This window comes from Williamsia sp. Y712 (assembly GCF_059445525.1).
The window spans coordinates 1,339,542-1,354,763 of sequence record NZ_JCAIUN010000001.1 but is presented as its reverse complement, the minus strand read 5'-3'; the positions used below and the strand labels follow the sequence as shown (position 1 = coordinate 1,354,763).

The following is a 15,222-nucleotide window of genomic DNA, read 5'->3' as shown; positions in this document are numbered from 1 at the left end:
AGCACCATGGACTTCACCTTCACCCAGGAACAGAACGACTTCCGGGCCGCATTGCGTCAGCTTGTCGACAAGGAGATCGCACCGGTCGCCAACGAGTGGGAGCGCTCCGGCCGCTACCCCACCGAAATCGTCGAACACCTCAAAGCCATGGGACTTTTCGGGATCACCACCCCCGAGGAGTACGGCGGCCTCGCCCTGGACATGGTCTCGTTCACACTGGTCTACGAAGAGATCGCCCGCGGTTGGATGGGTATCGCAGGCATCCTCGGCAGCCATAACCTGTCGTGCTGGATGATCGCCAAGCACGGCACCGAAGCGCAGAAGCAACAGTGGCTACCGAAGCTCGCCTCCGGTGAATGCCGCACCGGCATCGGCCTGACCGAGCCCGGTGCAGGCACCGACCTGCAGGGCATCACCACCACCGCAACCAAAGACGGTGACCACTACGTCGTGCGCGGAATGAAGACCTGGATCACCAACGCCCGCCATGCCGACGTGTTGCCGGTCCTGGTCAAAACCGATCCGTCCACCACGCCCGCGCACAAGGGGATGAGCCTGCTGCTCATCGACACCACATCCAAAGGCTTTGAAGTCCAACGTGATATGGGCAAGCTCGGGTACAAGGGCACCGAATCGTGCGAGATCCTGCTCGACAACGTCCGGGTCCCCGAAGATGCCCTCCTCGGCGGGGTCGAGGGTCGAGGCCTGCAGCAGGCACTGTCCGGCCTGGAGATCGGCCGCCTCAACATCGCCGGACGCAGCGTCGGCATCGCGCAGGCCTCCTACGACGCCGCGCTCACCTACGCCCGCGAACGCACCGCATTCGGTAAGCCGATCGCCGACTTCCAGGCCATCCAGCTCAAGCTCGCCGACATCGCCACCCAGCTCCAGGCCGCGCGCCTGATGACCTACTGGGCAGCATCCAAAGCCGACTCCGGAGCGCGGATCGACATGGAGGCCGGCATGGCCAAGTACTTCGCCTCCGAAACCGCCATCACCGCCAGCCTCGAGGCGATGCGCGTCCACGGCGGCTACGGCTACTCGACCGAATTCAACGTCGAACGCTACTACCGCGACGCCCCGCTGATGTCGATCGGTGAGGGCACCAACGACATCATGCGTACCGTCATCGCCAAGGCACTCGTCGCAGGCCACGGATCCATCGGATGACCACAACCGCACGGTCGTATCTCTACGTTCCGGGCAACAGACCCGACAGGTTCGACAAAGCACTGGGATCCGGCGCCGACGCGATAGTCCTCGATCTCGAAGATGCAGTCGCAGCGGCCGACAAGCAGCAGGCTTCGGAAGAGGTCGAGCGCTGGCTGTCCGGTGTCGAGTCCCATCCCCGCCCGATCTGGATCCGCGTCAATGCCGGGGACCGTCAGGCCGACGACGTCGCGATGGCAGTCCGAGCAGGTGCAGACGGCGTCTTCGTGCCGAAATGTGACGAGGTGCAGGCCCTGGTCCTGCTGGACTATGACCTGGTCCGGTTGGAAAACGAATACAAGCGGATGCCGCTGGCGGTGTCTCCCCTGTTGGAGACCGCTCAGGGCGTTCTCGATGCTCCGGCCATCGCGGCTGCACCGCGGGTGGCGTTCCTGCAGATCGGTGAGGTCGATCTGGCCGCTGACCTGGATCTGGAACCCAGCTCCACCGGCGAGGAACTGCTGTGGGCGCGGTCGCGGGTTGTTGTGGCGTCGGTGGCGGCACAGATCTCGTCACCGCTCGGGGCGGCGTCCCCGAACATCCGGGATACCGACGCGTTTGCCGACGAGACCCGTCGGCTACGCCGGCTCGGATTCTTCGGGCGCGCCTGCATCCATCCCACACAGATCGCGACCGTTCACGCCGTGAACACCCCGTCGCAGCGGGACGTCGATGCGGCGGCCGCGATCGTGCAGACATTGGAGACTGCCGACAGTGGTGTCGCAACAGATGCCAACGGGAACCTGATCGACGAGGCTGTCGCACGGTCGGCTCGGCGAGTTCTCGAACGGGCCTCGAACTGACCGATGTGATCTGACCCGGGGGCCTTCAGCGCTCAGCAGTGATCGACAGACCTACGGTCCCACCCTTACCACGTCGTAGCAGGCTGGCCTTCACGGTGATCCAGCCGAGGATCCCGTATTTCTTGATCACGACTTTGCGGACCCGGTCGGTACCGGCCTCGTCCAGGACCGTGCCGGTGCCGCGGACCGGTTCACCGAAAGTCTTTTTGCCGCGAGCGTCGCAGGCCTGCACGATCACCGCAGGATTGCGGCGTAGCCGTTTGACCTTCCAGGAGTCGGTGGCGGTCCACATCAACAACTCGTCGCCGTCGAGCGCGGCCCAGATGGGTGTGGCCACCGGAGTGCCGTCTTTGCGAAACGTGGTCAGTTGCACGTACTTTGCGGTACCTGCCTGCCCGAATGGTGCAGTCATGTGACCCTTCCTGATCAGCCGATGCCACCGATGCTACGCACCATTGCTTTCGCAGAAGATGTCGGTGAGGGCCATGGCCCTCACCGACATCCCGAACTCGTCATCCGTTCGCCTGCGGCCACCCCGCAGGCGCAGGTGTCAACTCATCCAGATATCCTCGGGCAGAGGCGATCCCAGGGTGTAGAGATCGACGCCGTTTACGTTTTCACCGTAGATGACCGAGGGTACCGCCTGCGCGTACCAGATCCCGGGCACTATCGCCACCAAACGCTCCTGCACGATGTCATATGCGGCCTTGCGCTCGGAATCAGACTCGGCGATTCGGCCGGCGTCGAGTGCCTTGTCGAGCTCAGGATCGTCGGTGCCCACAAAGTTGCCCGGTGACTTGGAGTGAAAAGCAGTCCAGAGTGGGAAATCGGGATCCTGGATGATCGCAGAGGTGACGATCATTTCGAAATCACGTTGCCCCGCACGTGCGGTGAGGGTCGCGAAGTCGAGTACTTCGACGTTGACGTCAACATTCTTGTACGTGCTCAGCTGTGCCTGCAATCCTTCGGCGAGCACCCGGGTCTCAGGAACCGGATAGGACAGGAACGTGAACGAGACCGGCTTACCCTCGGCGGCCAGCTCGTCGAACAACTTCTGAGCCTCTGCCTTGTTCGAGTCCTGAAGCGCGATATCGGCGAAGAAGGGCGATTCTTCCGCGAACAGGGTCTGCGGGATCACACCTTCGCCGTTGAAGACGACGGTGTTCAAAGCATCTGTGTCCGTGGCCAACTGAACGGCGCGGCGGGCCCGCACGTCGTCGAACGGGGCGCTCCGCTGATTCATTCCGATGATTTGCCCACCACCGGTCGGCACGATCTCGGACCGGAAGCCTGCGGCTTCCGCCTTGTTGATGCTGGCCATGCTCGACTCCGAGGACAGCTCTGCCCCACCGGTCATGATGGCATTGAGTCGCTGGTTGCTATCCGCCACCGTCTTGATGGTGAGATTGTCCAGGTACGGTTTGGGCGCATCCCAGAACTCCGGATTCTTTTCCAATTCGATCGCGTCTTGACGAGTCCACTTGGTCAGCGTGAACGGACCGGCGCCGACCGGATTTTCGTCATAGGCCGCGGACCCCTTTTGCAGGGCAGTGGGCGAAGCGATCCAGTTCAGTGCGCCGGCCACCAAGGATTGAGCAAACTGCTGGTTCGGTGCGGCCAGGGTGACTTTCAGGGTGGTCGGATCTATCACCTCGTTGCTGGCGATCTGCGCTGCCTGCCGGATCGATGTCGAGCCAAGAGCCGGGTCGCGCAACCGATCCCAGTTGAACTTGACCGCCGCGGCGTCCAGTGGGGTGCCATCGGTGAACGTCAGTCCGGGTTGCAACGCCAGCGTGAACGTGGCGCCATTGTCGGTGGAGGAGAAATCGGTGGCCATCTTGTATTCGATCTCAAGCGTCTCAATATTGTTGATCATCAACGTCCCGTAAAGGGCATTGCCCAATACCGGTTGATGGGCATAGGTATTCGACAATGCCCCCGGATCAAGAGACCGTGGCTCACCGACCTGCAATACCCTCGCCGTTCCGCCGGATACCGGATCCCCGACATCTTCCCGGGCACCCGTTCCCGTGGTGCTACCGCTTTCACCGCCGCAAGCGGCGACGAACAGGAACAGGGCAACAGACAATATGGCTGTGGCAACTCTTCGAAAATGCCTGTGCGCAGACATGGTTGACCTCTCAGGTTGATAGGAGATCGAGGCGACAACCCTCGGGTGCGTCAAACTGGCGTCGGCGGAAGCAGAGAAGGCGTGATATCGCAGATCTGCGAACACCCCCGAGCGCGTCCCGACGCCGTGTCGGTGATGTAGGTCACAAGAATAACCATACGATGCGGTCAAGTTAATGTCCAGATCCCCGACCAACCGATCGAGGCGGCCAGAAAAAGACCCTGCCGGACCTTGATCTCCCAAAGTCCACTCGTTAGGCTCGCCTAACCGCACAGCGGGACTGGTGGAGGGGTGGAAATGGGTCGGATCTCACGTCGAGTTCAAATCATCGGCGGCGTGGCAACAATGGCATCACTGATTCTCGTGGGCTGCAGTTCCCCCGACAAGGAGAACTCCAGCAACGGAAGCTTCGAGTCGATCACCATCGAACACCAATATGGTTCCACCACAATCGATACCGAGCCGCAGGTTGTGGTGACCATGGCCGGCGCCTGGACCGATGCACTGGTCGCGATGGACATTCCGATCACTACGGAGTACGTGATGGAGGGTTACGCGGGCGAGAACAACCTATTCGAGTGGACCCCGGAACACGAGTCGGAAATCGTCGCCTTCACCGGCACCGAATCAGTCACCGTGCCACAGCTCGCCGCCTTCGAACCCGACCTCATTCTGGCCGGATACATCGGTAGCGAAGAAGAATACGAACGGCTCAGCCAGGTGGCCCCCACCATCCCCGTGATGGCCACCGATTCCATCATGGATTCGTGGCAAGACGTCACCCTGACGACGGGCAATATCTTCGGCAAGCAGGATCAGGCGCAGACGATGGTCGACGACGTCGAAGCCCAGGTCGCTGCGTTCAAGACGGAATACCCTGACGCGCAAGGAAAGACCTTCTCGTTTGGCCAGTTGTCCCCCGACGCGCAGATCGGCCTGATCGCCGACGAGAACGATCCGACATCCCAACTTCTCGCATCCATGGGGTTTGTTCTCGACCCGAAGATCAAGGAAGTGGCCGCGGGCCAGAGCCGCGTCCTCGTCTCACCGGAACGCACCGATCTCCTCGACTCGGACCTGCTGATCCTCTGGCCACTGGACAGCGGCCCCGAGGCATTCAACGCCCTTCCGGGCTGGGCGGATCGCACGGCAGTGCAAAGCGCCGCAACGATATTCGTGGACAACAACAACTCGTCCGCCCTGGCCAACCCGACCATCTTGTCGGTGCCCTACGCACTGGACCTCATCGGACCGGCGGCAGCGAAGATCCCCGCCTAGACTCGTTCAGAGTGGCTGGGGCTCAGACGTTTCTGGCAACTTCGCGAAATGTCTCGTACGTGGCCTTGAGTGTTTCCGCGGCAACCGCCGAGTCGGCAATCCCGCCGGTCCGTCCGCATCGCCAGGTGTCGAGCGAGATGTGCATGAGCGACATGAACACCGACACGATGACCCGTACCCGCGGATTGTCGGTGTCGGTGTCCATTCGCTGAGCAACCGTGTCGGTGATGCTGCGGAACTTCTTGTCACCGAGTTCGATACTCCGGGCATTCACCGAGGGCGCGTCCTGGATGATCCGGTTCATCGTCTCGAATCGGGTGAGGTCTACGGCGCCGACCGGACACTGCCCACCGAGGATCTGCACCTGCGCGTCGACCAACGCCTTGATCTCATTCCCCGTTCGGGGCTGGGCGTCCAGCGAGGCGGCCATCGCCACGATCATGTCTTCGATCGGCGCGAGCACCACATCTTCTTTGGTGGCGAAATAGCGGTTAAAGGTGCGCGGCGAGATGTCGGCCGCATCCGAGATCTGATCGACTGTGGTCGCCTCGAAGCCCTGCTGGTCGCATAGTTCAAGCGCCGCAGCGATCAGTCGATCGCGCGTCTGCAGCTTCTTCCGTTCCCGAAGACCGGCCTTGACCTGGCCCGTTCGGGGTTCCGCGAGTGTCACGTCCACATGATAACCCCGCACAGTGGGATTTTCGCAGACCCTGCCCTTTGACGGTGTCCGAATATTGTCGCTTGACGACTTCTGTCTGAGCCTGCCATTATTGGTCCTGCGTTGCTTTACATGCCGATTCGTCAGCCCTCTAGATTTGAGGATCTCGTGGCTTCATCCGACACCGCCATCTCCAAAGAACTCTCCGACCCCACAACAACCACCCCGACCGCCGACCCGCGCCGCTGGTTGGCACTGGTGATCATCGCACTGGCACAGCTCATGGTGGTGCTCGACGCCAGCATCGTGACCATCGCATTACCTTATGCCCAAGCCGATTTGGACATTTCGGACGCCAATCGCCAGTGGGCCCTGACGGCCTACACACTGATGTTCGGTGGCCTGCTTCTCCTCGGCGGCCGGATGGCCGACTACCTGGGCCGCCGCCGAATGTTCCTGATCGGCCTCGCCGGATTCGCCGCATCCTCGGCCATGGCCGGATTTGCCTGGGACGCGATGTCGTTCTTCGCCGGGCGCGCCCTCCAAGGCGTGTTCGCGGCGATCCTCGCACCGGCAGCCCTGTCCCTGATCACCGTCACCTTCATCGAACAGAAGGAACGCGCCCGCGCCTTCGCCGTGTATGCAGCCGTCTCCGGAGGTGGAGCAGCCATCGGCCTCATCGCCGGTGGTGCACTGACCGAGTACCTGTCGTGGCGCTGGACCCTGCTGATCAACACCCCGATCGCCATCATCGCCGCCATCGGTGGGGTGCTGTTGGTGATCCGCGACCGGCCATCCAAACGGACCGGCGGATATGACCTGCCCGGCGCTGTCACCGTGACCCTCGGCCTGATCAGTCTGGTGTACGGATTCACCAAGGCCGCCGAATCCGGTTGGGGCGCGACGTCGACCGTCCTGCTGTTTGTCGCTGCCGCAGTATTGCTGGCCGCATTCGTGACGATCGAGGTCCGCACCCCCAATCCGCTCCTGCCGCTGCATATTCCCGGTGAGATCAGCCGTGGCGGCGCCTATCTGGTCGCCTTCATCACCCCGACGGCCATGTTCGCCATGTTCCTGTTCCTCAGTTATTACTTCCAGAACACCCTTGGCCATCCTCCGTTGTGGGCCGGGGTCCTGTTCCTGCCGTTCCCGATCACCGTCATCATCTCAGCCGGCTTCACCAGCTCACTGCTGCCCCGATTCGGACCCCGTCCGCTGCTGATGTTCGGCACGGCACTCGGCGCAACAGGCTTTCTCCTTCTGGCACAGTTGGATTCGAACTCGAGCTGGGTGGCGCACGTATTGCCCAGCGAGATCCTCATCGCCTTCGGCATGGGCCTGGTGTTCGTCGCGTCCCAGTCGACGGCACTACATCGGATCAAGGAAGCTGATTCCGGCGTGGCCAGCGCCCTGCTGAACACCTCCCAGCAGGTGGGTGGATCGGTCGGTGTTGCACTTTTGAGCACGATTGTGGCGCAAGCCTTCTCCGGGCAGAGCGGTTCGGCCATGACTCAGGATCCGGCAACCGGAGCACCGGTCCCGGTCGATCCGGCTGCCTTCACGGAAGCCAATATCTACAGCTACGACGTGGCGTTCTACTGGGGCGCCGGATTCATGGTCCTGGCGTTCCTGGTTTCGACCTTCATGATCCGAATGGGTCGTCACTCTCTGAGTGATGAACCGCAGAACGCGGCGGTTGTCGCGGCCTGAGAACCTTCCCTGCCGAGAACCGGGTCGCAGCCTTCGGGCGCGGCCCGGTTTTCTCTCTTCTCAGCTGTGCGCACCCGGTAAGTTCAGTCCTTGACCCTCACACAGTGTCAGGCTGCAACGTGGAGACCGCCATGAACACCATCGGAGATTTTGCCAAGCTCGGCCGGGTATCGGTCCGAATGTTGCGGCACTACGACTCGATCGGGCTGCTCACACCGTCGCGCACCGACCCGCACAGCGGTTACCGGTTCTACGAGGTGAACCAGCTCGAACGGCTCAACCGCATTGTCGCGCTGAAGGATCTGGGCCTGCGTCTCGACGAGGTGCGCCAGATCGTCGACGACGAGCTCACCGGTTCAGACCTGCGCGCGATGTTCCGGCTGCGCCAGGTGGAACTCGAGTCGCAGATCCGCCACGACCAGCATCGCCTCGCCCGGGTGGAAGCCAGACTCCGACTCATCGAAGGAGAAGAAGGCATGTCTGCATCCATCATCACCACCAAAACCGTTGCACCGACAAAGAATGTGGGGTTGCGCGCGTTGGCCGCCAGCACCACCAACGAAGACATCGGACCGACCATTCGCCAGCTGTACCCGCGCATCATCGAAGCACTTCATGCCGCGCGCGAGACTCCCGTGGGCCCCAGCCTGGCGTACTACTCGCCCGCCCCCGAGGAATCCGAGGACGCGGTGTGGATCCATGCCACCTTCCCCGTACTGTCCGGATCGGTACCAGGCCTCGACACCTTCGAGATCCCGGGTGGCGAGGTCGCCTCGCTGATCCACCACGGAACGATGGACTCGATCGACTCTGCGTACCAGACCCTCAACCGCTGGGTCACCGATCAGGGGTTCACCCTCACCGGGCAAGGCCGGGAAACCTATCTGGAAATGGCAGACAAGGAATCCGATTGGGTCACCGAAGTCCAGGTCGACTTCGTCCGCTGATTCGCACATTCCGAACGCACCCCTTGGGTTTCGGGCCCGACCAGCCTCATTCCGGTTGGTCGGGCCCGGGTTCGGTTTCTTCGTCTGACTCATGCGGCCGGGACGGCGGCGACACCCCACATTCGCGTTTTCGTTGTTCGAGTTGCTCGTGACGGCGGGATCGCATCAACTCCCGCGCCTCGGCGAGGGCCTCGTCAGGGTGATGGGCGCGATTGACCAGTGGTCTGCGTTCCGGATCGATGAATACCGGCGGAATCCACGCACACCGACCCGCATCCGGCCCTTCGGTGAGCATCACCGTCTGCCATTGATTGATCCCCGGGCCGATCAGCTTGTGATGCTGTGGACACGCCGGAGCCTCGTTGACGATATCCGTGAACCCGCCGAGCACCCATTCCCGAATGTGATGGGCTTCGGCCCACATCGCCGGATTCGAACATCCCGGAGTCGAGCAACCGCGATGAGCAGCAAACATCGCCAACCGCTGAGACTCGCTCGCCAACCGACGAGCCCGCCCGAAGTACAGGATCTCGTTCGAGTGATTTTCGAAGATCGCCAACGATTTGTCGCTGCGCACAGCGAGTTCCACTGCATCACCGATGGGGAGAATCGTTCCGGTCGCCGTATACGCCACACCTGATCCATACGGCCGCACCGGATTCCGGCTGCCACATGGCACCATCTCGCCCGGCACCTCGACCTCGACCTCGACCTCGACCTCGACCTCGACCTCGACCTCGACCTCGACAATGTCATCGTTGTAGTCGTCGCTGTCAATGACCACTTCTGCACCAGATGAGGGTCGCACCGATTCGTCGAGCTGATCTTTGGTCATCGAGATGATCACCTGCACCGGCAGACCACGGTGCGATTTGCCCAGTTGCCCGGACTCGATCAAATACAACAACGCGGCCTTCAGCGCATCGTGATTGCGCTGCGCCTGACTACGAATGTCGTTGTCAGCAGCGGCCTGCAGGATGTCTTTGTCCAGTGCCGGGTCATCTACCGCACCCGACGGGGACAGCGGGTCACCAGGATTGTTCATCCCTTTCGCGGCCCAGACCATCAACATCACGTCGAGCAATGCGCGCGTCACCGGGTCCAGATGGCCCGTGATCTTCGACATCAAGTTTGTGGACTGCTTACCCAGACTCAGACCGCGATGGCGGGCGCGGTCCGCGTCGTCGGTCAACGTGCCGTCGGGATCGAGATACTCGACAATCCGCTCACCGATCCGCTCCACTTCTGTCGGGGTGTACCGCTGGCACAACTGCGCCATCGCGGCCTCGGTATTCTCCCGCTTTTCCGCATCGACCTTCGCGGGGATCTTGGCCATCACGTCCATGACGATCGCAGCATGATCGAGATCGATCGCACCGTCCCGTAACGCCGCCGCCGTCTCCGGATACCGCGGCTCGATGACCTCGCCACTGGGTGTCACCGATGCTGTCAGAGCGTCCATTGCCTCCAACCGTTTACGGGCCGCCCCGGGCCGCAGCCGCAACAGTTGTTTGAGCATCGCTACCGGTGAGCCGAAACCTGCTTTCGAAAATGCGCCTCGCACAGTCACTTCGCGCAATACCGGCAAACCAGCGGCCTGCAGCCGTCGCGTCGAGGTTTCGATGCGCTGGAGCACCCGCACACAGTCCTCATCAGACAACGGCGTCAAATCCATTGTGGCGATGCGCTCAACAGCAGCATCAAGCTCGAGCAACGCAGCATTCGTGGGCATGTCGATAGCGAACTGATCTGACACCCCGGACCCCCCAGCCCCTGTGAAACGAATACGAACAGACGTAGTGATTTCTTGGAATCGGAATCCACGTATTTCGGAAGCGCTTGAGCACCAGTGTAACCCAAAATCGCCCGCTGTTCAAACGTATGTTCGATATGATTCTCGCGGTGCCATTCCTCGTGCTCGTAAAAGCAAGAACCCCTGCACCGATGTGGCGCAGGGGTTCTTGTTCAATTACTCAGCCGGGTCAGCCGACGACCAATGTCTCGCCGTCGTCGCTGGTGGTCACCGGGACCACGTCGCCGTCGGTGATCTTGCCGGCCAGCAAAGCCCTGGCAAGCTGATCGCCGATGGCCTGCTGCACCAACCGGCGCAGTGGACGAGCACCGTAGAGCGGATCGAATCCGCGTGTGGCAAGCCACTTCTTGGCGTCCTCGGAGACCTCCAGTTGGAGTCGGCGTTGTGCCAGACGCTTGCCCAGCTGTCCGAGCTGGATGTCGACGATCGACACCAACTGTTCAGCCGTCAGCGCGTCGAACACCACGACGTCGTCGAGTCGGTTGATGAACTCAGGCTTGAATGCCGACCGGACCGCAGCCATCACCTGGTCCTTGTCGCCGCCTGCTCCCAGGTTGGACGTCAGGATCAAGATGGTGTTGCGGAAGTCGACCGTGCGGCCTTGACCGTCGGTCAACCGGCCTTCGTCGAGCACCTGCAGCAGGATGTCGAACACGTCCGGATGAGCCTTCTCGACCTCGTCGAACAGCACCACCGTGTAGGGGCGACGCCGAACGGCCTCGGTCAGCTGACCACCGGCCTCGTAGCCGACATAGCCCGGAGGCGCACCGACGAGCCGTGCCACGCTGTGCTTTTCGCCGTACTCGCTCATGTCTATGCGAACCATGGCATGTTCGTCGTCGAACAAGAACTCGGCAAGAGCCTTGGCCAACTCGGTTTTACCGACACCGGTCGGCCCGAGGAACAGGAACGATCCCAGTGGCCGGTTCGGGTCGGCGACACCGGCCCGAGCGCGACGAACCGCGTCGGACACAGCCTCGACGGCCAGTTTCTGGCCGATGACCCGGGAGCCCAGTTCGTCTTCCATCCGAAGCAGTTTCGCGGTTTCACCCTCGAGCATGCGTCCGGCCGGAATACCGGTCCAGGCTGCGACCACCTCTGCCACATCGTCGGGTCCGACCTCTTCCTGCAACATCACGTCGCCGGTCGGGTCTGCACCCGACTTCTCCATGGCGGCAGCAAGTTCCTTCTCCAGAGTCGGGATGGTGCCGTATCGCAGTTCGGCTGCCCGGCCGAGATCGCCATCGCGTTCGGCCCGCTCAGATTCACCGCGAAGTGTTTCGAGGCGCTCTTTGAGGTCACGCACCGAGTCGATGGCGTTCTTCTCACCCTGCCAGCGGGCGGAGAGCTCGTTGAGCTTCTCACGCTGGTCGGCGAGCTCCTGACGGAGCTTGTCGAGACGAATCTTCGACGCGGCGTCGGTTTCCTTTTGCAGCGCGACCTCTTCGACTTCGAGTCGACGAACGATGCGTTCGACCTCATCGATTTCGACTGGGCGCGAATCGATTTCCATCCGGAGTCGAGATGCCGCCTCGTCGACAAGGTCGATGGCCTTGTCTGGCAGGAACCGCGACGTGATGTAGCGATCGCTCAGTGTCGCGGCGGCCACCAGTGCGGAGTCCGTGATCCGGACGCCGTGGTGCACCTCGTACCGCTCCTTGAGTCCACGCAGGATGCCGATGGCATCTTCGACCGACGGTTCGCCGACGTAGACCTGCTGGAATCGGCGTTCGAGGGCCGCGTCCTTTTCGATGTACTGACGGTATTCGCTGAGTGTGGTGGCACCCACCAGGCGCAGTTCACCGCGGGCGAGCATCGGCTTGATCATGTTGCCCGCGTCCATCGCGGAATCACCGGTGGCACCGGCACCCACGATGGTGTGCAGCTCGTCGATGAACGTGATGACCTGTCCGGCAGAGCCTTTGATCTCTTCCAGAACGGCCTTCAGGCGCTCTTCGAACTCACCGCGATACTTGGCACCGGCGACCATCGAGCCCATGTCCAGGGACACAACGGTTTTACCGCGCAGACTCTCCGGGACGTCACCGGCGATGATGCGCTGGGCTAGCCCCTCGACGATCGCGGTCTTACCCACACCGGGTTCACCGATGAGGACCGGGTTGTTCTTGGTCCGACGGCTGAGCACCTGGACCACGCGGCGGATCTCGGTGTCGCGGCCGATGACCGGATCGAGCTTGCCTTCACGCGCGGCGGCGGTCAGGTCGGTGGAGTACTTCTCCAGGGCCTGGTAGGTGCTCTCCGGGTCGGCCGAGGTCACGCGGGCACTGCCACGGACTGCGACAAACGCATCCTGGAGAGCCTGGGCGGTCGCGCCGGCACCGGACAGAAGCTTGGCGACGTCAGAGTCACCCTTGGCCAGGCCGACAACCAGGTGTTCGGTCGAGACGTACTCGTCGTCGAGTTCGCCGGCGAGCTGTTGAGCTGCCGAAATGGCCGCGATGCTCTCGCGGCTGAGCTGCGGGGTCGAGCTTGCGCCGGAGGCCTTGGGCATCCGGTCGACGAGCTGTTGCGCCGCGGTGCGAATCTGAGCAGGATCAACGCCCACCGCCTTGAGCAGCGGCGCAGCGATTCCGTCGGACTGATCGAGAAGGCCCACAAGCACGTGAGCAGGTCGGACATCGGGGTTTCCGGATGCGGCTGCATCCTGGATCGCGGCCGACAACGCGGCCTGTGTCTTGGTGGTGGGGTTGAAGCTGTCCACGAGTCACCTTCCTTCTAAGGTCTATACAAGCAACTTACGGGTCGCCCTTGCGCCCGTTCAGGTGGTGTAACACACAGAGAGTTGAGTCTGTTCCACTCAACTATGAAATGGTCGAAGTTCCAATCCGACAGTTGCTCGCTGCGCCAACCCGAGGACTCCGACATCGCGTAATTCACCGTCCGCAACCTCCTTGGCAAAAACGCCGAGCCCCGAAACGGTATGGCCGACGGTCGCACAGATGTTGCGCGCTCCGACCACCATGCGCGCTGCGCCAGAAGCGCTTCAACTATAGCGACCGAACAACGTAGTGAGGGCAGGTCAGACCGCATTTTCGTGCCCAGCGTTGGTCGCCCTTCGCCGCTAGGCTCCCACTATGGAAACCGACCACTAGCCACCACGTCGACATACGGGACCAATCCGCTGCGCCGGGGCTGTTGGCCATCTGCGTGACCGGGCCGGATTGGTCTAAGATCGCTGACGACCTCGCCGTCGCCCTAGGATTGACTCTTACCAGGTGTTGACCCGTGGCGTGTGCGGGTCCCGATACTCCGGGTCCGCGTCCACCCAGCGCGGTTCTTCAGACGTCGGGCACCTCATTCTCGTCACCGTTCTTCTCCACATGGCATGTATAGGCAAATATGGTGTACCGATGATTGAGTCATTGTCGACAGAACCCACGTGGAAATCGGGAGTTTCGCTCTCGGGGCCGGATGTTGATCACACCCTCAGCGTTCTGCGGATGCGGTCCTCGAAGGCTTTGCAGATCTCATTGATCAAGTTAAAGACCCCGCATCAACAGAAATGCGAAAGCGCGCAGCACAACTCGACGTGAACTTCCTTGAGTTCTTAGCGTGGGCATGCCAGGAGATTCATCGACTGTTCTTCCAATCGCCAATTCCCATTCTGCCGGCAACGCGCGCCAACCCTGGTCAAGAATCAGTTCCCACAGATCGTTACCTCGTTGAGTTCGTCGCGGTCCCCGATGTCGAGGAACTTGCTGAATACCTACAGCAGATGCTCGGCGACTACTTTGAACGAGGAAGCAGCTGGCCGGAGCATGTGACCTCATTCTTGTCGGTCTGGCTAGCTCGTGCGGCTGCCAATGGTGCCACCGGCGAGCGAGACTACCTTGGCTCCCGCGACGGTTCAACCCGATTCGCGGTCATGTACGAGGGCACGACCAACATGGATGCGGCCGCAAAGCAATGGCAAGCTGAGCTTTTCGGGTTCGCGAGAGCGTACGACAAACGCCTGGATGACGCGTTGTCCGCTGTAACCGCGGGTGCCGCAGCAGACAGCGCGATTCGTTCAGCAGAGCGAGCTCGGGAAGCAGCGGGCCTCGCTGGTACAGCAACGCTCTCGCGCTACTTCAACGATCTAGCAGCCGCCGAGCGAAAGACTGCTCGCTTCTGGTCAGGAGTCGTGACAATTGGTCTGCTCGGAACTGTCGCCGTTGCCGCATTGACTCTCTGGTGGCAGGCAGGAGACACCTGGGCCGATCAACTTGTACATCTTGCGCTCACATTGCCCTTTGCAGCACTAGCCGCCTACGCAGGAAGACTGTCTGCCCACCACCGCAGCCGTTGGTGGTGGGCAGAAGCTACTGCTGTACAACTCAAATCAGTCGGAGCATTCGTGCGCCAGCTGAACGATGATCAAGCAGCCGAGGTCATGACTGAAGTTGCGCGCCGGGTGTTTGGTGCACCTAACCTCGACAAGACTGTCAAGATCGACGACGCGTCGATCCTGGCGATCGCCACACAAGTATTTGAACGCCTCAGCCCCAGCGACGATAAGTGAAGTGATGCGTCCAAGGACAACGCACACCACCAAGGGCGATGCTCAGGGGTTCCGACAAAAAAACTGCGCAGCCACACAGACTCAGACCTCTCCCTATCGTTGTCTGCTACAAGGCAGAACGCAGGTGCACTAGCTGAAGCAAAAATCGCAA

The 15,222-nt window shown here is 61.7% G+C and carries 11 protein-coding genes; 6 read left to right on the top strand and 5 right to left on the bottom strand.

The window, feature by feature from the left end; genetic code table 11:
• Window positions 1-6 precede the first annotated feature (6 nt).
• Both AC1D75_RS06380 and AC1D75_RS06375 read left to right on the top strand, forming a co-directional pair.
• Window positions 7-1,170: an acyl-CoA dehydrogenase family protein gene (locus AC1D75_RS06380; RefSeq protein ID WP_495514448.1), complete on the top strand. Its 1,164-nt coding sequence runs from the start codon at window positions 7-9 to the stop codon at window positions 1,168-1,170.
• Window positions 1,167-2,012 carry an HpcH/HpaI aldolase/citrate lyase family protein gene (locus tag AC1D75_RS06375; protein WP_495514447.1) on the top strand — a complete coding sequence of 282 codons (846 nt, stop codon included), beginning with the start codon at window positions 1,167-1,169 and terminating at the stop codon, window positions 2,010-2,012. Before AC1D75_RS06380 ends, AC1D75_RS06375 begins: the two co-directional genes overlap by 4 nt.
• Window positions 2,013-2,037: 25 nt before the next feature.
• Here the strand turns inward: AC1D75_RS06375 and AC1D75_RS06370 are convergent, their stop codons facing one another.
• Both AC1D75_RS06370 and AC1D75_RS06365 read right to left on the bottom strand, forming a co-directional pair.
• The gene (locus AC1D75_RS06370; protein WP_495514446.1) at window positions 2,038-2,424 is read right to left on the bottom strand and encodes a PPOX class F420-dependent oxidoreductase; all 387 of its coding nucleotides are present in this window, start codon (window positions 2,422-2,424) and stop codon (window positions 2,038-2,040) included.
• Between the two features lie 138 nt (window positions 2,425-2,562).
• Window positions 2,563-4,143, bottom strand: coding sequence for an ABC transporter substrate-binding protein (locus tag AC1D75_RS06365; RefSeq protein ID WP_495514445.1), 1,581 nt, complete (start codon window positions 4,141-4,143; stop codon window positions 2,563-2,565).
• A gap of 345 nt (window positions 4,144-4,488) precedes the next feature.
• Between AC1D75_RS06365 and AC1D75_RS06360 the strand changes: the two genes are divergently transcribed.
• On the top strand, window positions 4,489-5,421 hold the full coding sequence (locus tag AC1D75_RS06360) for an ABC transporter substrate-binding protein (protein ID WP_495515993.1): 933 nt from the start codon (window positions 4,489-4,491) through the stop codon (window positions 5,419-5,421).
• A 22-nt stretch (window positions 5,422-5,443) separates the two neighbouring features.
• Here AC1D75_RS06360 and AC1D75_RS06355 read toward each other — a convergent pair whose 3' ends face one another.
• Window positions 5,444-6,091, bottom strand: a complete 648-nt coding sequence (locus AC1D75_RS06355; protein ID WP_495514444.1) for a TetR/AcrR family transcriptional regulator — start codon at window positions 6,089-6,091, stop codon at window positions 5,444-5,446.
• A 156-nt stretch (window positions 6,092-6,247) separates the two neighbouring features.
• Here AC1D75_RS06355 and AC1D75_RS06350 point away from each other — a divergent pair, with 156 nt between their 5' ends.
• A complete protein-coding gene (locus AC1D75_RS06350) occupies window positions 6,248-7,789 on the top strand; it encodes an MFS transporter (protein ID WP_495514443.1) in 1,542 nt (513 codons plus the stop codon).
• A 131-nt stretch (window positions 7,790-7,920) separates the two neighbouring features.
• Entirely contained in the window at window positions 7,921-8,736 is an 816-nt protein-coding gene (locus AC1D75_RS06345; protein ID WP_495514442.1) for a MerR family transcriptional regulator, read from the top strand.
• A 46-nt stretch (window positions 8,737-8,782) separates the two neighbouring features.
• Here the strand turns inward: AC1D75_RS06345 and AC1D75_RS06340 are convergent, their stop codons facing one another.
• Window positions 8,783-10,468 (bottom strand): HNH endonuclease signature motif containing protein, encoded by a 1,686-nt coding sequence (locus AC1D75_RS06340; protein ID WP_495514441.1) that lies wholly within the window; start codon window positions 10,466-10,468, stop codon window positions 8,783-8,785.
• 250 nt (window positions 10,469-10,718) lie between these two features.
• Window positions 10,719-13,271 carry an ATP-dependent chaperone ClpB gene (gene clpB, locus AC1D75_RS06335; protein ID WP_495514440.1) on the bottom strand — a complete coding sequence of 851 codons (2,553 nt, stop codon included), beginning with the start codon at window positions 13,269-13,271 and terminating at the stop codon, window positions 10,719-10,721.
• An 801-nt stretch (window positions 13,272-14,072) separates the two neighbouring features.
• Between clpB and AC1D75_RS06330 the strand changes: the two genes are divergently transcribed.
• A complete protein-coding gene (locus AC1D75_RS06330) occupies window positions 14,073-15,071 on the top strand; it encodes a hypothetical protein (protein ID WP_495514439.1) in 999 nt (332 codons plus the stop codon).
• The last annotated feature ends 151 nt before the right edge of the window (window positions 15,072-15,222 follow it).